Origin of the sequence: Rhizobium beringeri (assembly GCF_004306515.1) — a bacterium.
Classification (GTDB): Bacteria; Pseudomonadota; Alphaproteobacteria; order Rhizobiales; family Rhizobiaceae; genus Rhizobium; species Rhizobium beringeri.
Genome location: NZ_SILG01000002.1, coordinates 82,910 through 108,914 on the forward strand (window position 1 = coordinate 82,910; position 26,005 = coordinate 108,914).

The following is a 26,005-nucleotide window of genomic DNA, read 5'->3' on the forward strand; positions in this document are numbered from 1 at the left end:
CACAGGAGACGATGATGACCGCCCCGCATCCTTCCAAAACTCATATCGGCAATCATGCGCTGCATCCCGAGACGCAGATGCTGAACTACGGCTACGATCCCGAACTTTCGGAAGGGGCGGTCAAGCCACCGGTTTTTCTCACGTCCACCTTCGTTTTCAAGACAGCCGAGGATGGACGCGACTTCTTCGATTACGTGTCGGGCCGTCGCGAGCCGCCCGAGGGGAAGGGGGCAGGCCTCGTCTACTCGCGATTCAACCATCCGAACAGCGAGATCGTCGAGGATAGGCTCGCCGTCTACGAACGGACGGAAAGCGGGGTGCTGTTTTCATCCGGCATGGCGGCGATCGCCACCACTCTGTTCGCCTTCGTTCGGCCGGGGGATGCGATCCTGCATTCGCAGCCGCTCTACGGGGGAACCGAAACGTTGCTGGCAAAGACTTTTCTGAACTTCGGCGTCGCCGCCATTGGATTTGCCGACGGCGTCAGCGAAGGATCGGTGCAAAAGGCGGCAGAAGAGGCGATGGCCAAGGGCCGCGTCTCCGTCATCCTGATCGAGACGCCTGCCAATCCCACCAACAGTCTGGTCGATGTCGCAATGATCCGACGCGTGGCCGACATGATTGGTGCAAGACAGGGCCATATGCCGATCATCGTCTGCGACAACACCCTGCTGGGACCAGTCTTCCAGCGGCCGATTGAGCACGGCGCCGATATCTCGCTCTATTCGCTGACGAAATATGTCGGTGGTCATTCGGATCTGATCGCCGGCGCCGTTCTCGGTCGAAAGGCGGTGATCAAGCAGATCAAGGCCCTGCGCGGCGCGATCGGCACCCAGCTCGATCCACATTCCTGCTGGATGCTCGGCCGTTCGCTGGAAACGCTGCAACTGCGCATGGAGCGGGCAAACAGCAACGCGCGTGCCGTCGCCGACTATCTGCGCGATCACCCGAAAGTCGAGAAGGTCCACTATCTGCCCTACCACGATCCGGAATCGCCGGCCGGCCGGACCTTCATCGCGCAATGCACCGGCGCTGGCTCCACATTCTCTTTCGACATCCGCGGCGGTCAGCCCGCCTCGTTCAAATTCCTGAATGCGCTGCAGATCTTCAAGCTCGCGGTCAGCCTCGGCGGCACGGAATCGCTTGCGAGCCATCCGGCCACCATGACGCATTCCGGCGTGCCCGCCGATGTCCGCCAGCGCATCGGCGTTCTGGAATCGACCATCCGCCTTTCGATCGGTATTGAGCATCCGGACGATCTGATCGCTGACCTGGAACTGGCGCTGCAGGCCGCCTGAGAAACGGCAGGGAAATCGATGCCCGACGCCGCCGGGCATCGAGCATGGCGTCACTTGTCGTCGATCGTCAGTTCCGTCTCTTTGGTATCCAGCACGAAGACCGCAAGCAGGCGCGCCGGCTTTGTCTTGCTGGCGTTTTTGCTGACGCTGTGATGATCGCCGGGAAATTCGGCAAAGCTTTCGCCGGCCTTGTAGACCTTCTCCGGCCCGTCATTCACCTTGCTGGTGATCGCACCTTCGAGAACGGTGGCATAGATAAAGGCCGAAGTCGGGTGCGTATGACCGGGCGAGGAGCCGCCCGGCGCATATTCGACGAGCACCCCCCGCATGCTCTTGCCGGGAACATTCGGAAGCTTCTGGTCGAAAACGACGCTTACTTTCGCGTCGCCGCCTGCGGCGTGAGCCTGAGTGCCGGCGGCAAGGACAATGGCGAGCGCCGCCACCGAGATGATTTTTCTGAGCATGTCTGGTCTCCTGCGTTGATGGGAATGGGTCGGGCGCCCGGTATCAGGCGCTCTTTTTCTGAGGCGGCTGCCGGCTCAGCCAATCGTCGAAGCGGATCTGGCCGAGCCGCGCCTTGGCGCCGGTCACGAGCGAATTATCCTCGAGCTCGACGCCGAAGTAGCGGGCGTGCGGATCCGCCATCACCTGCCGCGGATCGTTCGTTGCCTTGAAGAGACGCGTCACGATTTCGGTGAGGCGGATCTTCTCCGGCCCGCCGATCTCGATCGTGCCGTTCACAGGCTTACCGAGCGCCACCTCGGCCATGACGTCGGCGACGTCGTCCGAGGCGATCGGCTGCACATAGGCCGGCGACAGATGCACGGTCTGGCCGACGGTGCCCGATTGGGCGATGCCAGCCATGAATTCATGGAACTGGGTGGAGTGCACGATGGTGTAGGGTATGCCGGAGCTCTTGATCAGCTCTTCCTGGGCCATCTTGGCGCGCATGTAGCCGCTGCCCTGCAGCCGCTCCATGCCGACAATCGACAGCGCGATATGATGCTTGACGCCGGCGACATCCCCTGCCTTGAGCAGATTGCGGCCCGACGTCTGGAAGAATTCCAGGACGGCCTTGTCCTCGAACGAGGGCGAGTTTGCGAGATCGAGAACCACCTGTGCCCCGGCGAGCGCTTCGGCCAGGCCTTTGCCGGTGATCGTGTCCACACCCGAGTTCGGCGAAGCCGCCAATGCCTCGTGCCCCTTGTTGCGCAATCTTTCCACGGTCTTTGAGCCGATGAGGCCAGTGCCGCCGATAACGACGATTTTCATGGGTAGTCTCCTGTCCTTTACGAGGATGTCCTCTGGTGACCTGAAGGTGAGCAGGCAACTGCTCGGCATGCCCGCCGCGTCCTCGATGGGCGAAGCGACTTCATCGGGACCGTCGCCGGTGCGGCCGGTGTAGCCGATGGGCAGGAGGATGCGCCGGATCGCTGCGCCAAACTATTCTTCCTCGGTCGCTGTCAGCCTATGCGAACGTAGTAGGCCAGCTGGCTCTGCGGTCGAGGCAGCCCGCCGAAATGGCGGAACATCACGTCGACAGGCATCGGCCTGATGTACCGTCGGGGCAGATGGCCGACCTAGAAGGCAAGGCGTATTCACTGGCCTGCAAGCCGACGCTTGCGTCATCAATCCTCTCACGATGGAGATAAGAATGATCAAGCGTCTGAACTTCATGGCCCATAAGAACAGCGGCATCGACGGCCTCATAGCCGTTGAAGGCTGGATTGCCAAAAGCTTCGATCCGAAGTTGCTCGAACTCGTCAAAGTGCGCGTTTCCCAGATGAATGGATGTGCTCACTGCCTGCACATGCACCGCCAGGACGCGCTGAAGCTCGGCGAAACGGATGACCGGCTGCTGCTTCTGAACGCGTGGCGGGAATCGCAGCTCTTCACCACTCGGGAGCGGGCCGCACTCGCCTGGGCCGAGGCTCTCACTCAGATCGCGAAAAGCCATGCGCCGGATGATGTTTATGAAGAGGCGCACGCCAACTTCTCGGATGACGAGCTCGTGGCCCTTTCGATGGGTGTTGCGATGATCAACGCCTGGAACAGGCTGGCGATCGGCTTTCGGCTTCAGCATCCGGCAGATCACAAACGCGCCGCCGCCTAACTGTCTGCCCTTCGGCGGATCAGGAAAGCTGGGTAGCCTCGAACATGGCAGTCAGCCCGATGCCTCCGCCAATACCGATCATCGCCAGGCCGGTCGCGCCTGGCGCCCATCCGCTGAGGTCGCGGATCAGCTGGCTGTATAGTCGGGTAACGAGGATTGCGCCGGACGCCCCGAACGGATGGCCCAAGGCAATTGCTCCGCCGTACCTGTTGATTGTGTCGACAGGAATATCGAGCTGATCCAGCGATGCCAGAACCTGGGCCGCGAAGGCCTCGTTGAATTCGATGGCATCGATGTCTAAGAGCGAGAGCCCGGGCTGACGCTGCAGCAGCTTCCTGGTCGAAGCGACCGGCCCGATGCCGAGCAGATTGGGGTCCACACCGGCAGCGGCGCTGTCGATGAAGACAAGACCCTTTTCGATGCCCATGCTTCTCGCCATTGCGCGGCTCATGACAAGCACCAGGCAGGCGCCGTCGTTCAGCGGGCAGGCATTGCCTGCTGTCACCGAACCATCGGCCACGAAGATCGGCCGGAGGTTTGCGAGAGCCTCAAGAGATGTGGAGACGCGTGGGCACTCGTCCCGTTCGACCAGACCACGGCCGGTGGAAATTTCGACAGTCTCGGGCCGAAAGATGCCCGCCTCGGCCGCCTGCACGGCGAGCCGGTGGCTGCGCAGGGCGAATTCATCCTGTCTCTGGCGCAATATGCCGAATTGACGCGCAACGTTTTCGGCGGCAATTCCCATTTCCGGGTCGCCGATCGTTTCAGGCGAAAACCGGGCGCGCCCGTAAAATCGCGGCGGCATCCCATTCGCCTTTGGTCTTTCGACGCGCCATGGTGCGGTGCTGACGCTCTCCACGCCGCCGGCCAGAAAGCACGAACCGGCTTTCGCCTGGATCAGCCGGGCTGCCATGATGATCGCTTCCAGGCCCGAGCCGCATTGCCGATCGATCGAAACACCCGGAACCGCCATGGGCAGACCTGCGGTGAGGGCTGCCAGCCGCGCGATGTTTCCGCCACCGCCGGCGGCGTTGCCCACCAGAACGTCGTCTATGGTGTCGGGTGCAATTCCCGTTTCAGAAAGGATCCGATGAATGATCGGCACAAGCAGGTCTTCCGCCGCGACAGTCGCAAGCGACCCGAAAGCCCGGCCAATCGGCGACCGGTAGGCGGCAACCACGACTGGCTGCCAATCCTCGTCAGGCTGAAAGGCGTAGGACAAGATCGTCTCCAGAAACCACGGCCCGCTCCACTTGCCCCCTCGAGATCTTCCCGCTGCTCGTCATCGGCCAGGACCTTATATGGTAGAATTGCTTGGGGATCTTGTACTTCCCGAGCATCTGCGCGCAATGATCGCCCAGGATTTTCGGATCTATCGTCTCTCCCGAGACGACGGCGACGATCCGCTGACCGAAATAGGCGTCCGGCAGCCCGAAGACAACGGCATCCTCTACCCCGGGGCAGGCCTTGAGCGCACTCTCGACTTCGGCGGGATAAACGTTGTTGCCGCCTGATATCATCATGCCGCCCGCCCTGCCGATCACCCGCAGCATGCCATTGGCGTCGAGTTCGCCGAGATCCCCGACCGTCGCTCCGGCTTCTGTGACCCGGAACGCTTGACCGTCGTCGCCCCAAAGATATCCATCCGCGATCAGGTCGCTGTCGATGAATATAGTTCCCGGCACATCGGTCCCGACATCCTTTTCATTGGGATCGCGAATGGAGATTGCCACGCCTGGATAGGCTTGCCCCACCCGCTCGATCGGAAAATCGATCTCGCCGCCGACGAGGGTCGAGACCGTCATGAAACCGAGCTCGGATGCGCCGTAATATTCGCGGATACGGGCATTCGGAAACAGTCGGCGCATGGACTCGACCCCGTTTCTGTCGAGCTTTGCGCCGGCGGTGAGAACGTCGCGCAGAGAGGTTAGAGCGGGTTCGCCTGCCCAGGCCCTTGCAATGCCGGCTATATGGGTGGGCACGGCAACCAGCCGTTCGACTTGCCAGGAGGAGAGCGTGCGTGCGACCACGCCCGGATCCCATTTCCTTATCGAATGAAAGGTCCCCCCGGCATCCAAAGCTTCGACCAATGCATAAAGCGCCAGGCCATGCGCGAGGGCTCCCGGGCACATTGTCGACGGCGCGTCTTCGAGCTCGAAAACAACGCGTCCGCGATCGAGGCTCCGGCGCCATTGTTCGCGCGAGCGATAATAGGCCTTCGGCTCAGCGGTGGTCCCTGACGTGAAGCCGATCAGAAAGATCTTGTCGGCATCGACCGGCAGTTCGGCTTCACCTTCCGCCGAGGCAAGGTCGAAGGCCTCCGCTCCGGCAGCGACGACAGGGATACCGAATCTCCGGGCAATTTCGGCGCTCGGCCCAGCATTGTCGTCGACGATCAGAACATCAGGCGCCAGCCGCTCGATTATGCGTTCGATCCTTTCCGCCGGCATGATCGGGTCGATGACCGCGCAGGCGTTCGGGAAAGCGGTGGCCGCCGCAAAATACTCGGCAAAGCCGATATGGTTGCCAAGGCTGAGAGCGGCAAGCTTCTCCACACCGGGCAGATCGAGCGTGCGGCGGTTCGAGCGGGGGAGATCTTGGAGAAACCGATAAATTGCCTTGGCGCGCACATAGAGCTCGCGATAGCTGAGCGAACGCCCGTCGATCACCAGCGCCGGCTTTTCCGGTGCCTCCGTTGCATGTCGAAGAAGCTGCGCATGGATCGGCATGGACACCCGCGGGTTTGAATGTTCGGTCGTCAGCCTGGAGACAGAGCGGCTCTGGTCGCTTCAGGAATCGGCGTCGGGCGGCTGTCGGAGAGGCCGACGCAGACCCAGACGAAATGCGCCGATGCGCAATGAGCGCCATCGCGCTGGCGAAAGAGTTCTATGCCAAAGGACAGGCTCGTGCGCCCTATTTTCTCCACGTCCACCTTTGCCTCGACAACATCGTCAAGGTCGATGGGGCTGTGAAAGGTGACCTCCGCCTTCTTCACGTGATAGGCCACGCCGGAGGAGGTGTGACGGAAATGGCTGAGAATTTGCCGTTGCCGCAGGAACTCAACGACCGCATCCTCGCAATAGTCGAGGTAACGGGAGTTGTGGACATGACCATAGATGTCGATGTCTCGCATCGAGACCCGGAACGATGCTAAAGGCCTGTCGTCAACGCTCATTCGATCACCGAAAATTCGACGGGGTGATCTAACCGCAGTGTGTGGGGGATGCAATGCAATATCAGGCAGTCGTGCGAAAATTCGGCCTGGCTCAGGATGTCGTTGAGCTCGAGCAGGCTGCGCTGCCGCCCCTGCGGCGCGACGAGGTGAGGGTGCGCCTGCTGGCGCGAGCGATTAATCCATCCGATATCATCACCATATCAGGAGCCTATAGCGGACGCACGACATTGCCCTTCATTCCCGGCTTCGAAGCGTTCGGTGTGGTCGAACAGTGCGGTGAAGAGGTTCATCGGCTTTCTCCCGGCGCACGCGTACTGCCGGTGCGCAGCGCCGGCGGCTGGCAGGAATTCAAGGATACCGATCCCGGCTGGTGCCTGCGTGTTCCTGACGAGCTCACCGACTTCGAGGCTGCGACCAGCTACGTCAATCCGATGACGGCCTGGTTGATGCTGCATGCCAAGATCGGGCTGAGGCCGGGCATGCGTATCGCCATCAATGCTGCCGCCTCTTCGATCGGATCGATATTGATCAGCCTCGCCAATGCCGCGGGCGTGGAGCCGGTGGCGATCGTTCGCAGCGAAGGATCACTTGAGCGCCTGCGCGGCCGGGTCGAGGCTGTCATCATCGATAGGGAAGAAAACGAAAGCGATCTGGCTGCCGGGCTCGCCGGCCGGCATGGGCTCGACGCGGTGCTCGATTGCGTCGGAGGTGTGCGCGCCGGGACCCTCGCCGGTGCGCTGCGGCCGGGCGGACGCTTCGTGCATTACGGTCTGCTCTCGGGGCAGAGCATCCCGAATTCATTCTGGGCGTCCCATCCCGATATTTCCTTTTCCTATTTTCACCTCCGGGAATGGGTTCATTCCGAAGCTATGGACAACGTGCAGCACGCCTATTCCAAGGTCGCGGCGCACATCGCTTCGAAGGTCATTGAGACCGAGATCCGGGAGGTGTTTCCTTTGGAAAGTGTCCGGCAAGCCCTGCAGTCCGCGCTTCCCTTCCGAACGGGTGGCAAGGTTCTGCTCGCCTGACGAACGCGGTCACTAGGCGTTTTCGTTTCGTTGCCGCGCGCTAATGATTGCCGGGTGGTTCTGCTCGGCCCATCCGATCAGGGTTTTCATGGGAATAAGGAAGGATTGCCCCAGTTCCGTCAGCTCATATTCCACGCGAGGCGGAACCTGCGGATAGACGGTGCGCCGCACGAAGCCGTCCTGCTCCAGATGCCTCAACGTCTTCGAGAGCATCTGTTTCGATATGTCCCCGATCTCACGCATCAGCTCGTTGAAGCGTTTCTTTCCGTCTTCCAGTGCCTCAAGGGTGAGCAGACTCCATTGATCGCCAATACGATCGAGCACGCCTCTGATCGGGCATCCCGCCCCGGGTTGTTGTTTCGGCTCATCCGTTTCCTTGGGCATGCTCCATCCTCGGTCATCATCGGCTGACCTCGCTACTAAAACGTGCCTTCTTGCTAGGCATGTCGAGGTTTCATAGACCAGCTCTCATAGTCTGCTTTCTAGACTAGATCGCGAATCCATACCAAGGAGCTTGATGCATGAAATTCGGGAAATCGCTTTTCGCACTCGTCATTTTGGCGGGCGTTGCTGCGCCGGCCGGGGCTTTTGCTGAATCGGCCTCGCGGGATTTGAAGATCGAGGAAGCCAACCGGAAGCTGGTTGTGGAGTTCTACGATCGGTTCTTCAACAAGCACGATATTGCGGCCGCTTCGGTCGTCGCCGACGACTACCGGCAGCACAATCCTCAAGTTCCCGATGGGAAGAAGCCTTTGATTTCCTTCTTCACCGGCTTCTTCAAGGACAATGCCCAATCAAAGGCTGAGATCGTCCGCAGCGCCGCCGATGGCGATCTGGTCTGGCTGCATGTGCACGCGACGAACGGCGCAGGCGACCTCGGCCAGGCGATCGTCGATATTTTCCGCGTCAAGGACGGCAAGATCGTCGAGCACTGGGACGTGATCCAGGCCGTTCCGAAAGAGGCGGCAAACAAGAACACCATGTTCTGAGTTGGTGGGGCCGGCTTCCTCGCCGGCCCCATTATCGACGCTGCGCGCTTGGTTCAGCCGTCTCTCTCGTTGCAGCCGATTTCCACCGCACTGCGCGGTCAACATTGCCGATGGCCTAACGCCCATACGTCAAGATAGCTGGTGCCATCAATCGATCCCGATCAATCAATTCGGGGACGCTCCGATTTCGGCGTTGCCAGCCCGTGTTTAGCAAGCTCCAGGGTCAGAATACGGGTTTCGAGAAGGTTGAAGATGCGCAGGATGGCCTCGATCGCATCGAACGGCTTCGTCAGAAAATCCTTCGCGCCGAGAGAAAGGGCCCGCCGACGCGTCGGCAATGTTGCATCGGCGGTCAGAACCAGGATCGGCACATAGCTGTTTTCAGGAATAAGCCTTGCGAAGGTCTCCAGCAAAGCGAAGCCATCGAGATCGGGCATCATCAGGTCGAGAAGAACGAGATCCACCGGATGTTCGCGAAAGAGCCGCAACGCCTCGCGTGGCTCGGTGGTGCTGATGAGTTCCTTGAAGCCTTCGCGTTTGAGAATGCGCTCCAGCAGCGAAACATTTGCGGGCTCGTCGTCGACGATCAGGATCGTCGATCGTCGCACGATGTCGGTGGGGTCTGTCATGGGCCAAACATTTCGTCAAAGGCGTTGGAGGATATCGAGCGCGCAATTAAATCATAGGCAACGTCTTCTATGGCGGACTTTCGACGGAGAGGCCTCGTCTTCGGGTTTCCTGCGTCGCCGCGGGCGGACGCGGCAAATCGACGTGGAAGGTGGCGCCACCTTCCAGACGGTTGCTGAAGGCGAGCGCGCCGCCCATGGCATCGATCAGATGCCGCGACAGCGCGAGCCCGAGACCGGTCCCTTCTTGACCGATACGTTCGGCTCCCAGCCGATCGAATGGGGTGAAGAGCCGGGAAACACGTTCCGCCGGGATGCCGGGACCGGTATCGCTGACCTCGATCCGAATGGTGTCGTCGCCAATCTCGCGGTGGCTGACGGTCACGGTTCCCAGCTGACGATTGTATTTCACCGCGTTGGAGAGAAGGTTCAGGAACACCTGGAGGAGACGCCGCCGGTCAGCCAGGACCGACAGATCTCGCTCGGGCTCGACGACCTCTATGCGGATCTGTTGCTTGCCGCAGAGCGGCCTCGCAAGCGACACCGCTTCATCAATCACATCGGCGACGCGTTGCGGTTCAATGGCAAGATCCATGCGACCGGCCTCGATCCTCGCCATGTCGAGAACCTCGTCGATCAGGCAGAGCAGATGTCTGCCGGCCCTTAGAATTTGGGAGACACTGTCCCTGGAATCCGCATCGGTGACATCCATCTCCAGAAGCTGTGCGAAGCCGAGGACGGAATTCAACGGCGTGCGTAGCTCGTGGCTCATGCGCGACAGGAATTCGCTCTTGGCGTTGCTCGCGCGAACCGCATCCTCGCGGGCGGCAAGCAGGGCCTCTTCGATTTGCTTCCGCTCGGTAATATCTCGCGTGATTTTGGAAAAGCCGCGTAGGCGGCCGGTCTCATCATGCAGGGCGGTCACCACGACGTGAGACCAGAATCGAGACCCGTCCTTGCGGACGCGCCAGCCTTCCGCCTCGGCTCGTCCGCCGTGGGCCGCCCTGGAAAGCTCTTCTGCCGGCAAAGCGTCCTTGGTTTCGGCGGGATAGAAGCGGGAAAAATGCTGGCCGATGATCTCTTCGGCCGCATAGCCGGTGATCCGCTCCGCACCGGCATTCCAGCTCACCACCAGCCCTGTAGTATCGAGCCCGAAAATACCATAGTCGCTGACGCCCTCGACCAGCAGCCGGAAGCGCTCCTCGCTCTCTGTCAAATCAGCCTCGCGCTTTTTCAAAAGCACGCTTGCATCCTCGAGCGCCTGTTCGAGACTGCCGAGTTCATCACGGAAGGGATCCGCTACCCTGACGACATCGCCCCGCGACAGTCGGTGCGCTTGGGCTTTCAGGGCATGCACCCGTCGGACGATGCTTGCCGAAAACAGGAAAACGGCGATGAGCGCCCCTGCAAAACCAAGGAAACCGGCGGCGATCATCAGGCTTCGGGACAAGTTTCGAACCTGCTCCGCAGCCTCTGTCCTGCTGTGAAGAAGATCGGCCTCGCGCCTGCTCATCGCGTCGATCTCTTGCCGGAGCACGTCGAGGACCTGTTTGCCCTCGATGAGCTGTGCGGCGATATCCTCTCGTCCGCCGGCGCGCAGAATGTCGGCCCGTTTCAGCAATTCGAGACGGTCGACTTTCGCGGCAACCAGCGTGCGGATGCGTTCAAGGTGGATCTTTTGCGTCTCATCCCTCAATCGGCGACCGACTTCGTCGATGACGACGGGCAGTCTTTCCTCAGCCCGGTTGAAGGGATCAAGAAAATCGGTTCTGCCGGTCAACAGATAACCCCGCATCGCGGTCGCCGCTTCGGCGATCGAGGCATGGATCTCCTGAATGCCCGACTGGATCTCGAGCGTGACCCGCACCTGATCCTCGGCAATCCGGCTTTGCCGGTCGGCCACGAAGACCGAGGCGAGGGCTGCAAGCAGCAGCGCCAGCGGCACCGTGATGATGACAATGCCCTTCGCTCGAAGGGGAAGGTCGGCGAAACGCCACCCCGTCAGACGTCCTGTCGGGGTCATTGTTGCTGCTCTTTCGATGTTTCGACGAGCCCGCCGCGAACGGCCATGACTGCAGCCTGCGTCCGATCCCCGGCGTCCAGCTTGCCGATAATGCGCTCGACATGGATCTTCACGGTACCGGGCGAGATCTTCAGGGTCCTGGCGATCTCCTTGTTGGTTAGGCCTTCGGCCACCTTAGACAGGACTTCGCGCTCTCGGCTCGTCAGCGTCTCGAGAGCGCTGCTGTTGGTCTGCGGCTTGGTCGCGGCGCGGCGCAATAGTTTTGCGACGAGCGGACCGTCGAAGAAGGCATCGCCCTGAAGGACCCGCCGGATCGTGCGGAGAATGTCTTCCCGGCTGGCGTCCTTGAGCAGATAGCCCGTGGCGCCTGCCTCGATCGCCGCTTCCAGGTAGTCGAGACTGTCATGCATGGTGATGATCATGACGCGTGTTCCCGGCGACACGCGCCGGATCTCCCTCGTCGCGGCGAGGCCATCCAGGCGCGGCATGCGGATGTCGAGGAGAGCGAGATCCGGCTTGTGCAGCCTACAGGCCTCCACCGCTTCCACGCCGTCGCGCACGTCCCAGGCGACATGAAAATCATCTTCACCGCCGATCATGGCGATAAGGCCTGCGCGGGCGATGTCATGATCGTCGGCGACAAGGATCGATGCCGTCATTCTGATGTCGTCTCCTGCACAAGCGGGGCCGCGGCACGGACATGTGTGCCCCCTGAAGACCCCGCGCTGATCTCGATCCGGCCGCCGAGCAGCGCCAGCCGTTCACGCATGCCGACGATGCCGAGCCGCCCGCCCCGCATCTGGGGATGGCGCACCTCGCCGATGCCTTTGCCGTCATCGATCACTTCGAGATGCGCTTCGCCCGCGCCATCCTCAAAGAGACGGACGACCAGCCGGCTCGCCTCGGCGTGCTTGATCACATTGGTGATCGCTTCCTGCGCGACACGATAGAAGATGATCCCCGTCGATGCCGGCCAGCGGTCGGCGGCGGCATCGAGATCGGCGATCACCTCGAGATCATCGATCGCATCGAGACGCGTGCGCAGGGCCGCGGCGACACCGAGGTCATCGAGCTCGGGCGGGCGAAGATCCGCGATGGCTGCCCTGAGATCGGCAACGGAATGGCGCGCGAGCGTCGCCAGCTGGTCAATCTCAGGCTTCAGGGCATGCGCCTCGCCGATGCGGGCCGCAAGGTCCTGCAGGCGATAGCTGAGGCCTGCCGCCAGCTGCGCTGAGCCGTCGTGAAGATCGAGCGCCACCCGCTGCCGCTCCTGCTCCTGCGCCTGGATCAACTGCGCAACAAGGGCCGCGAGTTCACTTCGCTGCCGCTGGAGATCGCCGAGAAGCGCCTGATTTTCCGCCGCCTGCCGATTGAGATTGTAGGCGTCGGCGAGCTGTCCCGCCACCACCTCCAATGTCTGCCGGTCGTCGGCATCGATGACGCGTGTTTTCGACGCGCCGATAATCGTCAAACGGAGATCGGAGCCGTCCTGCGAGGCAAACAAGATGTTATCGCTTTCCGGGCTCGTCGACTTGCCCACCGTCAGCTGCACAGGCGCTTTTCCCTGGAACGACGGAAAAACGAGGCTGGCAAGCGATGCTCCTGCGAAGTCGGCAAGCCGGGACAGAACGTCTTGGGCAGCCGTTTCGAATGCCGCGGCATCGAGCAGGTTCTGCACTTCGATGATGAAACGCAGACGAGCCGCCCGCGCTTCCGCCGCCCGGTAAAGGGCCCGCAGTTCCGCAACGTTTGGCGAATGCGTCGAACTTGTATCGTGCTCCATGCCCAATAGGACTGCTCCGAAAATGAATGACGCCGGCACGATAGTCATTCCGACGGGAATGTCATCTATGCCGTTTGGCAGATCGGATCGAAGCCAGCCGGCAGATGTGGCGGCAGCATAGGACACTTAAATTGCTGGTCATGCGGTTGACCGATGCGATGTCCGCCGGAACCGCCACATAGGAAAGTCAAAATGCGTACCATCATTGCCGCCGCCCTCGTTCTCGGTTTCGTTCACGTCCAGTCGGCCGCGGCGGCTACCGAAACCGCAACCTGTGCGCCGACAAGCGAGGCGGAAATCGCCAAGCTCTTCGACCGCTGGAATACCTCGCTCGCGACGCTGAGCCCCCAGGAGGTCGCCAAGAATTACAGTGAGGACTCGGTGCTTCTCGCGACCTTGTCGGACAAACCTCGTCTGACCCAGGCGGACCGGATCGACTATTTCGAGCATTTCCTGGCGAATGAGCCGAAAGGCCACATCGACAGCCGCGACATCCAGATCGGATGTAACTGGGCCGTCGACGTCGGCACTTACACCTTCAGCCTGAAGGACGGCTCGAAGGTTCCCGCCCGCTACACCTATACCTATGAGTTCAAGGACGGGAACTGGCTGATCACCTCACACCACTCTTCGATGATGCCGGAGACGTAAGGCTTCACCGGCCTGCCGGTCCGGCAGGGAGATCCCGTGTTCACCTCACGCGGGGTCTCCTGACTGCCAACCACTCGGTCGTCGTTCCCCCGAGCTATTTCCTCCGGTCGATGGCAGCGATTGCCTGGCGCTGCGGGTCACTTTCTTGCCGAACAGCAGCAGGACGGGCTCGAACATGACGAAAGAGAGGGCTTGCACGGCATACCCTCTCCCTGTTCCCTGCAAAGCCCTGAGTAGTCCGCGCCCGAAGCTTTGACGGCTAAGCGGGATCGAGAGAAGCATCCACGCGGCAGCGGCAAGGTAGTCAAAGCGGCCGACCCCGTGGAGATGCAATGATGAAACACAAACCTTTCCTCCTGGCGTTCGCGGCGCTGGCATTTGGTTCCGCATGGCCAATTTCTAACGCCTACGCTGCGGCGCAGCCTATCTTCTGGAGCGCTTTACGGCCGGCCGATCAGGCCAAAGCGACAGTGCCGCTGTCGGGCAAGGCGGTCAGCGGCCCACAGGGCGAAACACTCGCCTGGCATGGCGAGGGGCATCCGATCGCATTGACGGGCTTCGTTCTGCCGATCGACCAGGATGGCGATCTTGTCTACGAATTCATGCTGGTGCCTTGGGCCGGAGCCTGCAGCCACATGCCTTCCCCTCCGCCCAACCAACTGGTTCGTATCGTTCCGGAAGAGCCTTTGCACCTGGCAAGAATGTACGAGACCGTCACCGTGACGGCTACGCTGCGGCCCGGCCTGGATCAGGCGCAATTCTTCATGATCGACGGTGACCGCGTCCTCACCTACGGCTACAGCATAAGCCATGCCCAGGTAGCGACAGTAACGGCGACGACTGATCCCGATCTGCTGTCACTTTCGCCTTTCGCCATTCTGCCTCGCTAAAGCACAGAGACTGTGCTGCGATCGTGCGACGCCACCCGCGTTCCTCATTCCTGTGCCTGTCACAGGAATCCAGCCACCGCGCGTCTGCGCGGTGAATGACGCTTATCAAAGCAAGGAAGTCTCCCGCGCCCAAGGACTTGGGCGCACTGGATCTCTGTGACGACAAGCACAGAGATGAGGGAGAAGAAGCGATGCGGTGGAAGCGCAAGACGATGAAAAAAGAAAATGCCCGGGCGCAGCCGCAACTGCGCCCGGGGAAAATGCTGCCGATCAGACGAGGTCGAAGCGGTCGGCGTTCATGACCTTGTTCCAGGCGGCGACGAAGTCCTTGACGAACTTCCCCTTGGCGTCGGCCTGGCCGTAGACTTCGGCGAAGGCGCGAAGCTGCGAGTGCGAGCCGAAGATCAGGTCGACGCGGGTGCCGGTCCATTTGGCAGCGCCCGTCTTGCGGTCGCGGCCTTCATAGACGCCTTCCTTGCCGGCGGCAGGAACCCACTGCGTGGCCATGTCGAGCAGGTTGACGAAGAAGTCGTTCGTCAGCGTTTCCGGACGAGACGTGAAGACGCCATGCTCAGGCGCGCCGGCCTTCAGCACACGCAGACCGCCGACAAGAACGGTCATTTCAGGTCCGGTCAGCGTCAGCAGCTGGGCGCGGTCCACCAGGGCCTCTTCCGGCTTCATGAACTGCCGGCCGCCGATATAGTTGCGGAAACCATCGGCGCGGGGTTTCAGCGCCGCGAAGGAATGCGCGTCGGTCTGCGCCTCGGCGGCGTCCGTGCGGCCCGGCGTAAACGGCACGCTGACGGCATGACCGCCGGCCGCTGCCGCCTTTTCCACACCGGCTGCACCGGCCAGAACGATCAGGTCCGCCAGCGAGATCTTCTTCGCCCCAGTCTGGGCGGCGTTGAAGTCTTTCTGGATGCCTTCGAGAACACCGAGGACCTTGGTGAGCTGCGCCGGCTGGTTGACTTCCCAGTCCTTCTGCGGGGCAAGGCGGATGCGCGCGCCATTGGCGCCGCCACGCTTGTCGGAGCCGCGGAAGGTCGAGGCGGACGCCCAAGCCGTCGAGACCAGTTCCTGTACGGTGAGGCCGGTTGCCAGCACCTTTACCTTGAGGTCGGCGATGTCCTTGTCGTCGACGAGCGGATGATCGACGGCCGGGATCACGTCCTGCCAGATCAGGTCTTCGGCCGGAACCTCCGGACCGAGGTAGCGCACCTTCGGTCCCATGTCGCGGTGGGTCAGCTTGAACCATGCGCGGGCGAAGGCATCGGCGAACTCGGCAGGGTTTTCCAGGAAGCGGCGCGAGATCTTTTCGTAGGTGGGATCGAAACGCAGTGCCAGGTCGCTGGTCAGCATGGTCGGCAGATGCTTCTTCGATGCATCATAGGCATCCGGAATGGAGGCATCGGCGTTCTTGGCCTGCCACTGATGCGCGCCGCCCGGGCTCTTGGTCAGCTCCCATTCGAAAGCGAACAGGTTTTCGAAGAAGTAGTTGCTCCACTGGGTCGGCGTCTGGGTCCAGGTCACTTCGAGGCCGCTGCCGATGGCATCGCGACCGACGCCGGTGTTGAACTTGCTGGTCCAGCCCAGGCCCTGAGCTTCGAGCTCGCCGCCTTCCGGGTCGACACCGACAAACGACGGATCGCCGGCGCCATGGGTCTTGCCGAAGGTATGCCCGCCAGCGATCAGCGCCACGGTTTCTTCGTCGTTCATCGCCATACGGGCGAAGGTTTCACGGATGTCGCGGGCGGATGCCAGCGGATCCGGAGTGCCGTTCGGGCCTTCCGGGTTGACATAGATAAGGCCCATCTGCACGGCGCCAAGCGGCTCTGCCAGTTCGCGTTCGCCACTGTAGCGTTCGTCACCCAGCCAGGTTCCCTCAGGACCCCAGTAGAGTTCTTCCGGCTCCCAGACGTCGGCGCGACCACCGGCGAAACCGAAGGTCTTGAAACCCATGGATTCGAGCGCGACGTTGCCGGTGAGGATCAACAGGTCAGCCCAGGAGATCCTGTTGCCGTATTTCTGCTTGATCGGCCACAGCAGGCGGCGGGCCTTGTCGAGGTTCACGTTGTCCGGCCAGCTGTTGAGCGGCGCAAAACGCTGCTGGCCGGCCCCGGCGCCGCCGCGGCCATCGGTGATGCGGTAAGTGCCGGCGCTGTGCCAGGCCATGCGGATGAACAGGCCGCCATAGTGACCGAAATCGGCCGGCCACCAATCCTGCGAATCCGTCATCAACGCGTGAAGATCCTTCTTCAGTCCGTCGAGATCGAGCTTCTTGAACTCCTCGGCATAGTCGAAGGCTTGGCCGAGCGGGTCGGCGCGGCCTGAATTCTGGTGAAGAATCTGCACGTTCAACTGGTCCGGCCACCAGTCGCGGTTGGATCGGCTGCTGCGAGGCGTATTGCCGTGTGGCACAGGACATTTGCCTGCGCTGTCAGTGGGGTTGTCCATGATCGTCTCCTTCATTGCTTGATCTGTCTGCGCGTAAAAAGATGAGCCGAGCTGGCGCCCCACTCTCCCCTTGCAGTCTTCATATCGGAAGCGCTTCATAAATTTAAGTTGGATTTACTGATCGTTGCGATAAGCTGAGGTTATGAAGAACCTTACCCTGAAACAGCTACGTTATTTTGAAGCACTGGCAAGAGATGGCCGCTTCCGACGCGCTGCCGACGCCTGTGCGATCTCCCAGCCGGCATTGTCAATGCAAATCAAAGAACTTGAGCAAGAATTGGGCGGTGAGCTTTTTGAGCGCAACGCGCGTGAGGTGAAGCTGACCGCCTTCGGTCAGACCGTGGCTCTCAGGATCCGCGATATCCTGCGTGGCGTGGATGAACTGGCGGAGCTGGCGCGGGCCTCGCGCGATCCCTTCCTGACGCGGCTGCGCATCGGCATCATCCCAACGATTGCGCCCTATCTGTTGCCAGCGATCATCAACGATCTGAACAGGAGCTTTGCCGGCATCCAGATCGAGGTGCGCGAGACGCAGACGTCGAAGCTGGTTCAGGAGTTGGCGCAAGGCCAGCTGGACACGGCAATTGTTGCTTTGCCGGTGTCGGAACCCTCCCTGACCGAGCTCGAGCTCTTCAAGGAAGAATTCGTGCTGGTCCGGCGGCCCGAAGACGAGGGCAAGCCGGTGCCCGAACGCGAGGCGCTGCGCGAAATGCGGTTGCTGCTGCTCGAGGAAGGCCATTGCTTTCGCGATCAGGCCTTGTCGTTCTGCAAGATAGGGCCGGCCCGCCCCCGGGAAGTCATGGAAGGCAGCTCTTTATCCACCCTGGTTCAGATGGTCAGCGCCGGGATCGGCATCACTTTAATTCCCGAGATGGCTGTTCCCCTCGAAACGCGCTCGGCGCATGTTTCGATTTCGCGCTTCCAGTCTCCGCAGCCGTCGCGAACGATCGGGATGATCTGGCGCCATTCGACGCCCATGGCCAAACAGCTCGTGCAGGTTTCCGAGGCGGTTCGCCGCTCAGCCGACAGCATGCGCGAACAGTATATCGCGCGGTGATGGACCTGACATCGCCTCGCCTCAGGATCGCCGCTTGAACGTATGCTCTGCTGCCGGAAACTGTCGCGACCGGACCTCGCCGGCGTAAGCGGCGGCGGCGGCCGAAATCCTCTTGCCGAGTTCGTCGTAGCGCTTGACGAAACGCGGGGTGAAATCGTTGAAGAGCCCCAGAATGTCGTCGGAGACCAGAACCTGGCCGTCGCAGGCGGAAGAAGCGCCGATGCCGATGGTCGGGATGTGCATGGCGGCCGTCACTTCCCGGGCGAGCGGCTCCACTGTTCCCTCGATGACGACGGCAAAGGCTCCCGAGCCGCCGATAGCGTGGGCGTCGCGCCGGATCTTCGACGTCTCGTGCTCGGAATGACCAACGGAACGATAGCCGCCTGCGGTTTGGACCTGCTGCGGCATCAGACCGATGTGCCCCATGACCGGAACCCCCCGCTTCGTCAGAAAGGCGATGGTCTCGGCCATCTCCTCGCCGCCCTCCAGCTTGATGGCATCGCAGCCGGTTTCCTGCAGAATGCGGACAGCGTTGCGGAACGCGATCTCCTTCGATTCCTGATAGGTGCCGAACGGCATGTCGACAACGACGCAGGCCTTGTCGACGCCGCGCATCACCGCCTTGCCGTGCGCGATCATCATGTCGAGCGTGACGCCGATGGTGCTCTCCATCCCGTAGAGCACCATGCCGAGCGAATCCCCGACCAGCAGGAGGTCGCAATGCTCATCGAGCAGCCGCGCCATGGGCGTCGTATAGGCGGTCAGGCAGACGATCGGCTTGCCGCCCTTCATGGCTGAGATGCGCGTTGGTGTCAGGCGCTTTTGAATTCCGGCCGCGCTCATCTGGTCACTCCCTTTCCCGGCAAGCCCCGCCGGCCGACAACCCTGTTGTTCCCGATCACTCGGTTGTCACCAACAACCCTGTTGTCGAGAAGCCGTGTCGAGCCGACCCGAACGAAGAGCGCCACGACGACAGGGGCTGCGATCGACGTGACCGGCTGCAGCGTCGAGGCATCCCTGACGGCGACGACCTCGGGCTTTGCCAGAGGCTCGCGATTGAGAAACGCCGTGAGCTTTGCCTCAAGTTGCACCGGATCGGCAAGGCCGCCGGCGACCAGACGCTCCGCCTCGTCAAGGGTCTGAGGGACGATCACCGCCGCGCGCCGCTCCGCCGCGCTGAGGTAGACGTTGCGCGACGACAATGCGAGGCCGTCGCTGTCCCTGACCGTCGGCACTGCTATCACGCGCACCGGCACGGCCAGATCGTCCACCATGCGCTTGATGATGACGACCTGCTGGTAATCCTTCTCTCCGAAATAGGCGGTCTGCGGCTGGACGATGTTGAAAAGCTTGCAGACGACAGTGGCGACGCCGGCAAAATGCCCCGGCCGGACCGCCCCTTCGAGCTCGCGGCCGAGATCGGGAACGTCGACAACGGTCAGCATTGGGCGGGAATACATGTTCTCGACGCCGGGCGAAAAGAGGAAATTGACGCCGGCCTGTCTCAGCATGGTGGCATCGCGCTCCAGATCGCGCGGATATTTGCTGAGGTCTTCCGCCGGGCCGAACTGCAGCGGATTGACGAAAATCGAGACGACGACGATGTCGTTTTCGGCGCGAGCGCGCGACACGAGCTCCATATGACCGGCATGGAGATAGCCCATCGTCGGGACGAGGCCGACGGTCCGCCCCTGCCGCCTCAGCGCATCGAGCGTGTGGCGCAGCTCGTCAATGCTCGAGAAAACCCGCATATATCCTCCCCCGGCCGGTCACTCCATCTTGGGCGCGGATATGAAGTGTAATCGATGCGGCAGGTCAATGCATATTCCGTGATAAAAACGATTAGATGAAACGCCAACCGATGACACCGGACCATATCGGCCCCGGGGGAGCGGCTTTTCGCCACCAGGCTCCTGTTCCGCGTCTCACCTGCTTGCAGTGGAACCGACGATGTGCGACTTCCGTTGCTCGCCCTGTCCGTCAAGATACCATCACAGTCGGTCGCTATGGACGTTACATGGAGGACGCATGGACAAGCCCTGGAAGATCAGCCGCGGACCGATTGCGGCAACCGAGCTCGACGTGGAGAAGGCAAACGCGATCAACACGCTGTTGATCCGGCCGGTCGGCGTCCTTCCTGCCAAGGCGGGAGATCCGGTCCTTCCTTTTGCCGTCGGCCTTTTCAACGAACTCCGCCCGCTCCTGAAGCCCGATGCCGGCGTCACGACGCTCAGGCGGGCGACCGCGGCCTATGTCCACGGCCGGCGCTACTATTTCGCCAGCGCCCAGCCCGATTCCATGCGCCATGACCTTGACGGTGAACCCGTCGAACCACTGTCGTCCGAAGATCGGCTGGTCGCGCAAAAACGCTTCCTGAGCCTCAAGCAGACCACCGGCAAAGCCGACGCGCCAGAGCAGACACCACCGGTCCCTCCTCCCTCGTTGAGCAAAAGCGAACAGATCCGCGCAGCCCTCCTCGGCAAAAGGAACGCCGTCAGTTAGAGTTAGAGTGTCCCATTCTGCGTGCGCAACGTCGGAAGCGCTGGCGGCCTCGGCGCGCGAACAGGCGACGAACCTGTCGGAGATCAATTCGGCGATAGGCCAGCTCGACCAGGTAACCAGCAGAACGCCTCGATGGTGGAGGAAACCACAGCCGCCAGCATCACGCTCGCCAGCGACGCGGCCTTAAACGAGCGCGAAAACCGGCCGTGCAGGACTGAGAGCTTTCGGGGCCGGGGGCGCGGAAAACGCGCCCCCGGCTGGCGCCGGCCGAAGGGGAGGGGCAATCGGCCGGGTCAATTCAACGGGGCTTCGCCTGATGTGATCCGCTGCTCGTCTCCGGCAAACAGATGAACCGCATCGTGGATTGGCGCGATCCTCAGCACCTCGCCGGGGGCTGCCCTGATCCGGTCCTTGAAGACGCAAGTGAGCGTCTGCGTTCCCAGCCGGGCGATGAGCAGCGTTTCCGAACCCGTGGGCTCGACGACCACCGTTGTTACCTCGATGCCGCCCGGGTCCAATCGGAGATGCTCGGGACGAATGCCGTAGGTCACGGCTTCAGGCGGACGGCGCTCGCTCGGCAGGAGCAGGCCATCGGCGGTTCGAAACCCATCTTCCGTCATGGTGCCGCTGATGAAATTCATTGCCGGAGAGCCGATAAATCCGGCGACGAAAAGGTTGTTTGGACGATCGTACAATTCCAGCGGAGAACCCGACTGCTCGATCAGACCGTCCTTCATGACGACGATCTTGTCGGCCATGGTCATGGCTTCGATCTGGTCGTGAGTGACATAGATGGTCGTCGTCTGCAGCCGTTGATGCAGTTCCTTGATCTCCGAGCGCATCTGCACCCTGAGCTTGGCATCGAGGTTCGACAGGGGCTCGTCGAAGAGAAAGACGGCCGGGTCCCGCACGATTGCCCGCCCCATCGCCACGCGCTGTCTCTGGCCGCCCGATAGCTGCTTCGGATATCTCTCCAGGAGACTTTCGAGGCCGAGAATCTTCGCGGCGTTGCCGACCCGCTGATCGATCTCCGTCCGCGGCATTCGTTTCAGCCGCAACGAAAAGCCCATGTTCTTCGCAACGGTCATATGCGGGTAGAGCGCATAATTCTGGAACACCATGGCGATGTCCCGGTCCTTGGGCGCAAGCTCGTTGACGATATGCTTGCCGATCTGGATCTGCCCTGAGGTGATGCCCTCCAGGCCGGCAATCATCCTCAAAAGGGTGGATTTGCCGCAGCCCGAGGGGCCGACCAGAACGACGAACTCGCCGTCTCCGATGTCGACTGATACGCCTTTGATGGCTTTGAACGCGCCGTAATCCTTGCGCGCATTGTTGACCGAAACATGGGCCATAACAGTTCTCCCGAAATCGCTATCAAAGTCCGCTCAGGACATTTCTCAAATAATCGAGGCCGAGGCGCTCGCCCTGCTTTCGTGCGGTTAAGTCCTTGCCCGGCCAGCCATAGGCGGCATCTTCATGTTCGATCGACAGCGTACCGTCGAAACCAGCCCCGCGGGCCTGGCGCAGGAAACGCGGCCAATCGATCAGGCCGAGCCCCGGCAGCTTGTATTGCCACCAGCCCTTGCTGTGATAGCCGACAGCCTGCAGGCTCTCCGGATCGATTGCCGTGTCCTTGGCGTGAAGGATGGCAATGCGATCCTTCACCGCCTCCATCGCCTGGTACGGATCGACGCCGATGCGAATGAGGTGGGAGGGATCGAATTCCAGCCCGAAACGAGGATCCCTGATCCGCTGAAAAAGCTCCTGCCACCCTCTTGGCGTCGTCCCAATGAAATTGTCCTTCGGACCCGGCCAGTTCTCGATTGCAAAGGTCAGGCCTTGGGATTGTGTCTGCGCGATCAGGCCGTTGGCGAAATCGGCGAAGTCATCATAGTTGGCTTCGTCGCTTGCGGTGTCGTCCCGGCCTGGGAAGATCACAAAGATTGGGACACCCGCTTCACCGATCGCGCCGGCAAACTCGGCGGTCTTCGCCCGAAGTGCCTCACGCTTTGCGCGGTCAGCATCGAGCTGATTGCCGAAATAGGTGATCGACGACACGAAGAGGTCGCGGCTGCGTGCGAGCGCGACGGCGGCATCCACCCGATCGGGCGTCTTGATATGGCCGCCGACATCGATCTCGATTGCGTCGAAACCTGCCGATGCGGCGAAATCCACCACTTCCTCCAGGGGACGATCGTTGAATGTCGAGGTGTAAAAGCCGATCCTCACCAAAATCCTCCCATCTTCACCAAAATCCGTTCTTCACCAAAATCCGTGGGCCTCGCCGGCCGTTTCAACTGTTCAGGCGATCCATGTTCTTGAGTGGCGAACGTGTGCGCTGCGCAGCGTCCGCCGATGCGAGCATCAGGGCTGCTGCCATCGGCATGGCCGCCGCCCCCATGGCCGAGGCATCCTCTCCGAGCGAAGCGCGATGAAGCGAGGGAAGGCTGGTGTCCTCGGCATCCAGATGCTCGTGCACGTAGCGCAGCAATTCATCGACAATGCGGATCGGCAGTCTGCCGCCGACGAGGACGGCGTCGGGGTCGACGATCATGCCGATATGCTTGACGGCGACTGCCAGATGCGCGCTCATTTCCTTCAGCCACTGCGACACGAGGCGCCTGCCATGCGCATCCAACGTCAGGAGATCGTGCGGAACACTCACCTCGACGCCGTGCTGCGCGAGGAAATCATAGAGGAAGAACAGCGAGAATATCTCGCCGAGAAGCTGGACCTTATGGGCCTTTCCGTCCCCGCCGTCGGCGATCGGAAGCCAGCCGATTTCGCCGCTGAGGCCCATGGCGCCACGATGACCGTTGCCGTCGAGCACGAGGCCGCCACCCGGGCAAGGATTGATGGCAATGTAGAAGAAGCTGCTGCTTTCAGCGCCCAGTCCGTAATCGAGTTCGGCAAGGGCGGCGGCATTGGCTTCGTTTTCGATGAAGACGGGATGCTGCGTCAGGTTTTCCAGTGCTGCGCGCACATCGAATGCCGTCCACTCCTGATAGGTCTTGGGCTTGCCGAGGAGCGAAATCTCGCCAAGCCAATCCGGCATCGCCAGACCGATGCCGGCGAGGCGCGCGTCGTCGATGAGCCGGCTGCGCTGGAAATGCGAAATAGCATCGGCCGTGAGCTGCAGGAATTCCGTCGGCAGGATGAAACGTTTCTCGTGATGCACGCGGGCGCGGACATTGCCGACGGCATCGACGGCCAGGATTGTCAGATGGTCGCGATCGATATTGATGCCGATGGCAAAACAGGCATCCGGATTGATTTCGAGTTCGATTGCCGGCTGACCTCTCAACCCATGCCGCCGGCGGGCTTCCATGATCAGCCCCTCGTCCAGCAGGCGATCGACGATCCGGGCGATTGCCGGTTTGGTAAAACCCGTCCGCCTGGCAATTTCGGCGCGCGAAATCGGCGCCTGGCGATGAATGCAGCGCAGGACGACGGCCCTGTTATGCTCGCCTGCATCTTCGACATTGGCGCCGGTCAGATCCGGCGACAGCCTGGCGCCGAGTGTCTGGTTCATGCTCGAAATCCTTCCGTGCGCATAGACTGAACCGCTCATCCCTTGACCGCGCCGCTGGTCATCGCACCGAGGATCAGTCGCTGGAGCGACAGGAAGGCGACGATCGCCGGAACGACCGCGATCAGGCAGGCGGCGGCAAGCAGCTGGATGGACGAGTCGGTTTGCATGCCGCGGAAGTTAAAGATCCCGACGCCGATCGGCATCAGATCATTTTTCGTGAGCAACAGAAAAGGCACCAAAAATTGCGACCAACCTGCAATCACCGTGATGATGAAGACCGAGGCTATGCCCGGCGCCGATAATGGCAGAACGATGCGCCAGAAGACGGAAAACCTGTTGCAGCCGTCGATCATGGCCGCTTCGTCGAGGCTGCGCGGGATGCCGTCGACCGTGCTCTTCAACAGCCAGGTCGCCAGCGGAACGCCCAGCGCGATGTAGACCATAACGACGGCAAAATGCGTATCCAGCAGGCCGAGACGGTTCATGTAGCGATAGAGCGGCACCATGATGACGAGCGGCGAGATCATCTGGAAGAGAAGCAGCCCCATCATCGACAGGCCCTTGCCCCGGAACTGAAATCGGGAAAAGGCGTAAGCCGCGGGCAGTGCGACGATCAGGACGCCCAGTCCGCTGAGGGCGGCAAGCTTGAGACCGTTCCAGAGATAGATCGGAAAGTAGCTGTTGTTCAAAACGGTGATGAAGTTATCAATGGTGGGATTGTTTGGAATATATCGCGCCGCGCCGCGATAGATCTCGCGCTTGTCACGCATTGCCATCGACAGGAGATAGGTGAGGGGGCCGGCGAAGAACACGAACATTATCAGCATGAACAGATAGCTCATCGCATCGCCGAGCCGCGTTCCGGTCCGTCCGCTCATTGCTCTTCCTCCTTCGGCAGGAACGACGCGTAGATGAAGGCAAGCCCGAGGCTGATGATCAGCATGAGCACGGAGAGCACGCTGCCGCCGGACAGGTCGTAGTTTCTAAAGACGATATTGAAGACGTAGAGTGAGATGACTTCGGTCGCACGCCCCGGACCGCCGCCCGTCAGCGTGATGATCGCATCGAAGGTATTCACCGTCTGGATCGTAATGAGGATCATATTGACCAGGATCGCCGCGCGCAGTTGCGGAAGCGTGACGAAGAAAAACTGCTGCGATGCCGTCGCGCCGTCGACCTCGGCCGCTTCATAGAGCGAGGGATCGATCGACTTCAGCGCCGCATACATGACGACCATCGAAAATGCGGTGCCGCGCCATATGTTGGAGATGAGGGTGGACCACGGCGCAATAGCAGGGTCCGAGAGCCACGCGACCGTCGGCATGTGCATCAGCCTGAGAATGCTGTTCAGCGCGCCATAAGGCGCTTCGGAAAAGAGCATCTGCCAGATGATGCCGCCGGCAATTCCGGGGACGACCCAGGCAACCAGCGCCGTCGTTCTGAGGATGGTGGTGCCGAACAGGCCGCGCTTTTCGCCGCGGATGACCACAACAGCCACCGCAAGACCTAAGATCTGCTGACCGATGACGCTGCCGCCGACAAAGATGAGGGTCGCCCATAAAATGTCGGGCAGCTGCGGCGAGCTCAACGCATTGGTGATCGACCCTAGCGTATAATCCTGGTTGTCGCCGATCAGCGTGGCATTGGTGAATGAAAGCCTGAAAACGTCGATGACAGGATAAAGATAGAAGATGCCGATGACGACGATCACAGGCATGATCCAGGGCAGGGGCGCACCGGCAAAACGGCGCATGAACGTTCTGCTTTGAGGCGGGCTGTCGGCCTCGATGGCAATGGGGCTCATTAGCTTCTCTGTCCGGGGTTTCGCTAGCGCATCGGAAAGCACGATGCGCAGATTCAAAGTCTTACAGCGTCCTTTGC

General features: G+C 61.4%; 26 protein-coding genes. 8 read left to right on the forward strand and 18 right to left on the reverse strand.

Translation table 11 applies throughout. The annotated features are described in order from the left end of the window. Nucleotides 1–14 precede the first annotated feature (14 nt). On the forward strand, nt 15–1,298 hold the full coding sequence (locus ELH03_RS24080; protein ID WP_027686185.1) for a cystathionine gamma-synthase family protein: 1,284 nt from the start codon (nt 15–17) through the stop codon (nt 1,296–1,298). A 50-nt stretch (nt 1,299–1,348) separates the two neighbouring features. Here ELH03_RS24080 and ELH03_RS24085 read toward each other — a convergent pair whose 3' ends face one another. Together ELH03_RS24085 and ELH03_RS24090 are read right to left on the reverse strand one after the other, a co-directional pair. Beyond that, a complete protein-coding gene (locus tag ELH03_RS24085; protein WP_130766766.1) occupies nt 1,349–1,762 on the reverse strand; it encodes a cupin domain-containing protein in 414 nt (137 codons plus the stop codon). Nucleotides 1,763–1,805: 43 nt separating this feature from the next. Further along, on the reverse strand, nt 1,806–2,570 hold the full coding sequence (locus ELH03_RS24090) for an SDR family oxidoreductase (RefSeq protein ID WP_130766767.1): 765 nt from the start codon (nt 2,568–2,570) through the stop codon (nt 1,806–1,808). Between the two features lie 382 nt (nt 2,571–2,952). On the opposite strand from ELH03_RS24090, the gene ELH03_RS24095 reads away from it, so the two are divergent. Further along, a complete protein-coding gene (locus ELH03_RS24095; protein ID WP_130766768.1) occupies nt 2,953–3,411 on the forward strand; it encodes a carboxymuconolactone decarboxylase family protein in 459 nt (152 codons plus the stop codon). Nucleotides 3,412–3,430: 19 nt separating this feature from the next. Here the strand turns inward: ELH03_RS24095 and ELH03_RS24100 are convergent, their stop codons facing one another. Genes ELH03_RS24100 through ELH03_RS24110 form a run of 3 tightly spaced genes read right to left on the reverse strand, consistent with a single transcriptional unit; the run spans nt 3,431 to nt 6,586 of the window. Beyond that, the gene (locus tag ELH03_RS24100) at nt 3,431–4,633 is read right to left on the reverse strand and encodes a thiolase family protein (RefSeq protein ID WP_130766769.1); all 1,203 of its coding nucleotides are present in this window, start codon (nt 4,631–4,633) and stop codon (nt 3,431–3,433) included. Continuing rightward, on the reverse strand, nt 4,611–6,140 hold the full coding sequence (locus ELH03_RS24105) for a class I adenylate-forming enzyme family protein (RefSeq protein WP_130766770.1): 1,530 nt from the start codon (nt 6,138–6,140) through the stop codon (nt 4,611–4,613). The genes ELH03_RS24100 and ELH03_RS24105 overlap by 23 nt, the downstream gene beginning before the upstream one ends. A gap of 29 nt (nt 6,141–6,169) precedes the next feature. Then, nucleotides 6,170–6,586 (reverse strand): acyl-CoA thioesterase, encoded by a 417-nt coding sequence (locus tag ELH03_RS24110; protein ID WP_128411299.1) that lies wholly within the window; start codon nt 6,584–6,586, stop codon nt 6,170–6,172. 53 nt (nt 6,587–6,639) lie between these two features. Here ELH03_RS24110 and ELH03_RS24115 point away from each other — a divergent pair, with 53 nt between their 5' ends. Then, a complete protein-coding gene (locus tag ELH03_RS24115; protein ID WP_130766771.1) occupies nt 6,640–7,614 on the forward strand; it encodes a zinc-dependent alcohol dehydrogenase family protein in 975 nt (324 codons plus the stop codon). A 12-nt stretch (nt 7,615–7,626) separates the two neighbouring features. On the opposite strand, the gene ELH03_RS24120 is transcribed toward ELH03_RS24115, so the two are convergent. Continuing rightward, nucleotides 7,627–7,998, reverse strand: a complete 372-nt coding sequence (locus ELH03_RS24120; protein ID WP_130660300.1) for a winged helix-turn-helix transcriptional regulator — start codon at nt 7,996–7,998, stop codon at nt 7,627–7,629. A 137-nt stretch (nt 7,999–8,135) separates the two neighbouring features. On the opposite strand from ELH03_RS24120, the gene ELH03_RS24125 reads away from it, so the two are divergent. After that, complete coding sequence (locus ELH03_RS24125; protein WP_130766772.1) at nt 8,136–8,603, forward strand: nuclear transport factor 2 family protein; 468 nt, start codon at nt 8,136–8,138, stop codon at nt 8,601–8,603. A gap of 161 nt (nt 8,604–8,764) precedes the next feature. Here ELH03_RS24125 and ELH03_RS24130 read toward each other — a convergent pair whose 3' ends face one another. From ELH03_RS24130 to ELH03_RS24145, 4 genes are all read right to left on the reverse strand, one after another. Then, complete coding sequence (locus ELH03_RS24130) at nt 8,765–9,232, reverse strand: response regulator (protein ID WP_130660302.1); 468 nt, start codon at nt 9,230–9,232, stop codon at nt 8,765–8,767. A gap of 67 nt (nt 9,233–9,299) precedes the next feature. Beyond that, nucleotides 9,300–11,252 carry a sensor histidine kinase gene (locus tag ELH03_RS24135; protein ID WP_130766773.1) on the reverse strand — a complete coding sequence of 651 codons (1,953 nt, stop codon included), beginning with the start codon at nt 11,250–11,252 and terminating at the stop codon, nt 9,300–9,302. After that, complete coding sequence (locus ELH03_RS24140) at nt 11,249–11,911, reverse strand: response regulator (protein WP_130766774.1); 663 nt, start codon at nt 11,909–11,911, stop codon at nt 11,249–11,251. Before ELH03_RS24140 ends, ELH03_RS24135 begins: the two co-directional genes overlap by 4 nt. After that, a complete protein-coding gene (locus ELH03_RS24145; RefSeq protein WP_130766775.1) occupies nt 11,908–13,035 on the reverse strand; it encodes a sensor histidine kinase in 1,128 nt (375 codons plus the stop codon). The genes ELH03_RS24140 and ELH03_RS24145 overlap by 4 nt, the downstream gene beginning before the upstream one ends. 192 nt (nt 13,036–13,227) lie before the next feature. Here ELH03_RS24145 and ELH03_RS24150 point away from each other — a divergent pair, with 192 nt between their 5' ends. Both ELH03_RS24150 and ELH03_RS24155 read left to right on the forward strand, forming a co-directional pair. Continuing rightward, nucleotides 13,228–13,686, forward strand: a complete 459-nt coding sequence (locus ELH03_RS24150) for an SgcJ/EcaC family oxidoreductase (protein WP_128411306.1) — start codon at nt 13,228–13,230, stop codon at nt 13,684–13,686. 332 nt (nt 13,687–14,018) lie between these two features. Continuing rightward, nucleotides 14,019–14,576 (forward strand): DUF3299 domain-containing protein, encoded by a 558-nt coding sequence (locus ELH03_RS24155; RefSeq protein ID WP_128411307.1) that lies wholly within the window; start codon nt 14,019–14,021, stop codon nt 14,574–14,576. 270 nt (nt 14,577–14,846) lie between these two features. Here the strand turns inward: ELH03_RS24155 and katG are convergent, their stop codons facing one another. Then, nucleotides 14,847–17,030, reverse strand: a complete 2,184-nt coding sequence (gene katG, locus ELH03_RS24160; protein WP_130766776.1) for a catalase/peroxidase HPI — start codon at nt 17,028–17,030, stop codon at nt 14,847–14,849. A gap of 142 nt (nt 17,031–17,172) precedes the next feature. Between katG and ELH03_RS24165 the strand changes: the two genes are divergently transcribed. Further along, nucleotides 17,173–18,087 carry a hydrogen peroxide-inducible genes activator gene (locus ELH03_RS24165; RefSeq protein ID WP_130766777.1) on the forward strand — a complete coding sequence of 305 codons (915 nt, stop codon included), beginning with the start codon at nt 17,173–17,175 and terminating at the stop codon, nt 18,085–18,087. A 21-nt stretch (nt 18,088–18,108) separates the two neighbouring features. Here ELH03_RS24165 and panB read toward each other — a convergent pair whose 3' ends face one another. Further along, complete coding sequence (gene panB / locus ELH03_RS24170) at nt 18,109–18,930, reverse strand: 3-methyl-2-oxobutanoate hydroxymethyltransferase (RefSeq protein WP_130766778.1); 822 nt, start codon at nt 18,928–18,930, stop codon at nt 18,109–18,111. After that, nucleotides 18,927–19,838 carry a pantoate--beta-alanine ligase gene (gene panC, locus ELH03_RS24175; protein WP_130766779.1) on the reverse strand — a complete coding sequence of 304 codons (912 nt, stop codon included), beginning with the start codon at nt 19,836–19,838 and terminating at the stop codon, nt 18,927–18,929. The genes panB and panC overlap by 4 nt, the downstream gene beginning before the upstream one ends. Nucleotides 19,839–20,115: 277 nt before the next feature. Here panC and ELH03_RS24180 point away from each other — a divergent pair, with 277 nt between their 5' ends. After that, a complete protein-coding gene (locus ELH03_RS24180; protein ID WP_130766780.1) occupies nt 20,116–20,589 on the forward strand; it encodes a ProQ/FINO family protein in 474 nt (157 codons plus the stop codon). Nucleotides 20,590–20,882: 293 nt separating this feature from the next. On the opposite strand, the gene ELH03_RS24185 is transcribed toward ELH03_RS24180, so the two are convergent. From ELH03_RS24185 to ELH03_RS24205, 5 genes are all read right to left on the reverse strand, one after another. Further along, on the reverse strand, nt 20,883–21,944 hold the full coding sequence (locus ELH03_RS24185; RefSeq protein WP_130766781.1) for an ABC transporter ATP-binding protein: 1,062 nt from the start codon (nt 21,942–21,944) through the stop codon (nt 20,883–20,885). A 22-nt stretch (nt 21,945–21,966) separates the two neighbouring features. Beyond that, nucleotides 21,967–22,821: a sugar phosphate isomerase/epimerase family protein gene (locus ELH03_RS24190; protein WP_130806813.1), complete on the reverse strand. Its 855-nt coding sequence runs from the start codon at nt 22,819–22,821 to the stop codon at nt 21,967–21,969. 64 nt (nt 22,822–22,885) lie between these two features. Then, a complete protein-coding gene (locus ELH03_RS24195) occupies nt 22,886–24,124 on the reverse strand; it encodes an ROK family transcriptional regulator (protein ID WP_105008528.1) in 1,239 nt (412 codons plus the stop codon). A gap of 35 nt (nt 24,125–24,159) precedes the next feature. Continuing rightward, a complete protein-coding gene (locus ELH03_RS24200) occupies nt 24,160–25,002 on the reverse strand; it encodes a carbohydrate ABC transporter permease (RefSeq protein WP_003562327.1) in 843 nt (280 codons plus the stop codon). Further along, nucleotides 24,999–25,928 carry a carbohydrate ABC transporter permease gene (locus ELH03_RS24205; RefSeq protein WP_020047456.1) on the reverse strand — a complete coding sequence of 310 codons (930 nt, stop codon included), beginning with the start codon at nt 25,926–25,928 and terminating at the stop codon, nt 24,999–25,001. The genes ELH03_RS24200 and ELH03_RS24205 overlap by 4 nt, the downstream gene beginning before the upstream one ends. Nucleotides 25,929–26,005: the final 77 nt, after the last annotated feature.

Coding starts and splice junctions, on each gene's coding strand:
- ELH03_RS24080 (WP_027686185.1), top strand. CDS start 15: ATGACCGCCCCGCATCCTTCCAAAACTCATATCGGCAATCATGCGCTG.
- ELH03_RS24085 (WP_130766766.1), bottom strand. CDS start 1,762: ATGCTCAGAAAAATCATCTCGGTGGCGGCGCTCGCCATTGTCCTTGCC.
- ELH03_RS24090 (WP_130766767.1), bottom strand. CDS start 2,570: ATGAAAATCGTCGTTATCGGCGGCACTGGCCTCATCGGCTCAAAGACC.
- ELH03_RS24095 (WP_130766768.1), top strand. CDS start 2,953: ATGATCAAGCGTCTGAACTTCATGGCCCATAAGAACAGCGGCATCGAC.
- ELH03_RS24105 (WP_130766770.1), bottom strand. CDS start 6,140: ATGCCGATCCATGCGCAGCTTCTTCGACATGCAACGGAGGCACCGGAA.
- ELH03_RS24110 (WP_128411299.1), bottom strand. CDS start 6,586: ATGAGCGTTGACGACAGGCCTTTAGCATCGTTCCGGGTCTCGATGCGA.
- ELH03_RS24115 (WP_130766771.1), top strand. CDS start 6,640: ATGCAATATCAGGCAGTCGTGCGAAAATTCGGCCTGGCTCAGGATGTC.
- ELH03_RS24120 (WP_130660300.1), bottom strand. CDS start 7,998: ATGCCCAAGGAAACGGATGAGCCGAAACAACAACCCGGGGCGGGATGC.
- ELH03_RS24125 (WP_130766772.1), top strand. CDS start 8,136: ATGAAATTCGGGAAATCGCTTTTCGCACTCGTCATTTTGGCGGGCGTT.
- ELH03_RS24130 (WP_130660302.1), bottom strand. CDS start 9,232: ATGACAGACCCCACCGACATCGTGCGACGATCGACGATCCTGATCGTC.
- ELH03_RS24135 (WP_130766773.1), bottom strand. CDS start 11,252: ATGACCCCGACAGGACGTCTGACGGGGTGGCGTTTCGCCGACCTTCCC.
- ELH03_RS24140 (WP_130766774.1), bottom strand. CDS start 11,911: ATGACGGCATCGATCCTTGTCGCCGACGATCATGACATCGCCCGCGCA.
- ELH03_RS24145 (WP_130766775.1), bottom strand. CDS start 13,035: ATGGAGCACGATACAAGTTCGACGCATTCGCCAAACGTTGCGGAACTG.
- ELH03_RS24150 (WP_128411306.1), top strand. CDS start 13,228: ATGCGTACCATCATTGCCGCCGCCCTCGTTCTCGGTTTCGTTCACGTC.
- ELH03_RS24155 (WP_128411307.1), top strand. CDS start 14,019: ATGATGAAACACAAACCTTTCCTCCTGGCGTTCGCGGCGCTGGCATTT.
- katG (WP_130766776.1), bottom strand. CDS start 17,030: ATGGACAACCCCACTGACAGCGCAGGCAAATGTCCTGTGCCACACGGC.
- ELH03_RS24165 (WP_130766777.1), top strand. CDS start 17,173: ATGAAGAACCTTACCCTGAAACAGCTACGTTATTTTGAAGCACTGGCA.
- panB (WP_130766778.1), bottom strand. CDS start 18,930: ATGAGCGCGGCCGGAATTCAAAAGCGCCTGACACCAACGCGCATCTCA.
- panC (WP_130766779.1), bottom strand. CDS start 19,838: ATGCGGGTTTTCTCGAGCATTGACGAGCTGCGCCACACGCTCGATGCG.
- ELH03_RS24180 (WP_130766780.1), top strand. CDS start 20,116: ATGGACAAGCCCTGGAAGATCAGCCGCGGACCGATTGCGGCAACCGAG.
- ELH03_RS24185 (WP_130766781.1), bottom strand. CDS start 21,944: ATGGCCCATGTTTCGGTCAACAATGCGCGCAAGGATTACGGCGCGTTC.
- ELH03_RS24195 (WP_105008528.1), bottom strand. CDS start 24,124: ATGAACCAGACACTCGGCGCCAGGCTGTCGCCGGATCTGACCGGCGCC.
- ELH03_RS24200 (WP_003562327.1), bottom strand. CDS start 25,002: ATGAGCGGACGGACCGGAACGCGGCTCGGCGATGCGATGAGCTATCTG.
- ELH03_RS24205 (WP_020047456.1), bottom strand. CDS start 25,928: ATGAGCCCCATTGCCATCGAGGCCGACAGCCCGCCTCAAAGCAGAACG.